General features: G+C 65.5%; 1 protein-coding gene. It reads left to right on the top strand.

Going from position 1 to position 1612, the window contains the following annotated elements; translation table 11 throughout:
• Nucleotides 1–195 precede the first annotated feature (195 nt).
• Nucleotides 196–1578 carry a dihydrolipoyl dehydrogenase gene (gene lpdA, locus Y705_RS0115580; RefSeq protein WP_026533523.1) on the top strand — a complete coding sequence of 461 codons (1383 nt, stop codon included), beginning with the start codon at nt 196–198 and terminating at the stop codon, nt 1576–1578.
• Nucleotides 1579–1612: the final 34 nt, after the last annotated feature.

Genomic DNA, 1612 nt, shown 5'->3' on the forward strand with positions numbered 1-1612 from the left:
AATCCCGGCAGCCACGGCAGGTGGGCCACGGAATGCCGCCAGGTGATGCTGACCACATAGTGGCCCCGCATTTCGGTTGCCAAGTGGATGCCGGGGTGATGTGGGGATAGGGTGAAACCTGATCGCCTGGCGCTTGGCCAGAATCACCGACCGACGCGCTCACGTGCGTCACAGATCACGCGAGGGAGCGTCAAAGTGGCCGAACCGGCACCTGCGCAAGAATTCGACATCCTGGTACTCGGTGGGGGAAGCGGTGGCTATGCCGCGGCGCTTCGTGCCGTGCAGCTCGGCCAGACCGTGGGCCTGATCGAAAAGGGCAAACTGGGCGGCACCTGCCTCCACAACGGGTGCATTCCCACCAAGGCGCTCCTGCACTCCGCCGAGATCGCCGACGGCGCGCGCGATGCCGCGAAGTACGGCGTCAAGGCGTCGCTGGACTCCATCGACATGCCGGGCGTGAACGCGTACAAGGACGGCATCATCGCCGGCAAGTACCGCGGCCTGCAGGGGCTGATCAAGTCCAAGGGCATCACCGTCATCGAAGGCGCAGGCAAGCTCACCTCCAAGGACACGGTCGAGGTCAACGGCACCTCGTACACCGGCAAGAACATCATCCTGGCGACCGGCTCCTTCTCCAAGACGCTGCCGGGCCTCGAAATCGGCGGCAAGGTCATCACCTCCGACCAGGCCCTGACCATGGACTTCGTCCCCAAGAGCGTGATCATCCTCGGCGGCGGCGTCATCGGCTGCGAGTTCGCCTCGGTGTGGACGTCCTTCGGCGTGGACGTCACCATCATCGAGGCACTGCCCTCCCTGGTGCCGAACGAGGACGCATCGATCGTCAAGAGCTTCGAGCGGGCGTTCAAGAAGCGCGGCATCAAGTTCAACACGGGCACGCGATTCAAGGGCGTCGAACAGAACGACGACGGTGTGAAGGCCACCCTCGAGGACGGCAAGACCTTCGAGGCGGACCTCATGCTCGTCGCCGTCGGCCGTGGTCCCGTCACGGACGGCCTCGGCTACGAGGAAGCCGGGCTCACCATGGACCGCGGCTACGTCATCACCAATGATCGCCTCCACACGGGCGTGGGCAACATCTACGCGGTCGGCGACATCGTCCCCGGCCTGCAACTGGCCCACCGCGGCTTCCAGCAGGGCATCTTCGTGGCCGAGGAGATCGCCGGGCTGAAGCCGGTGATCGTCGAGGACATCAACATTCCCAAGGTGACCTACAGCGATCCTGAAATCGCGTCGGTCGGCTACACCGAGAAGGCAGCCCGCGAGAAGCTCGGCGACGACCGCGTGGAGACCACCGAGTACAACCTCGCAGGCAACGGCAAGAGCTCGATCATCGGCACCGGCGGCCTCGTGAAACTCGTACGCGAGAAGGACGGTCCGATCGTGGGCATCCACATGCTCGGGAGCCGGATGGGCGAGCAGATCGGCGAGGCACAGCTCATCGTGAACTGGGAGGCGTACCCCGAGGACGTGGCCCAGCTCGTCCACGCACACCCCACCCAGAACGAGGCCCTGGGCGAAGCACACCTGGCACTCGCAGGCAAGCCCCTCCACGGCTGAGCCGTCCCACATCCACCCGCTCCCGGCCCGGCCG

This window comes from Arthrobacter sp. H41 (assembly GCF_000520535.1).
Classification (GTDB): Bacteria; Actinomycetota; Actinomycetes; order Actinomycetales; family Micrococcaceae; genus Arthrobacter_D.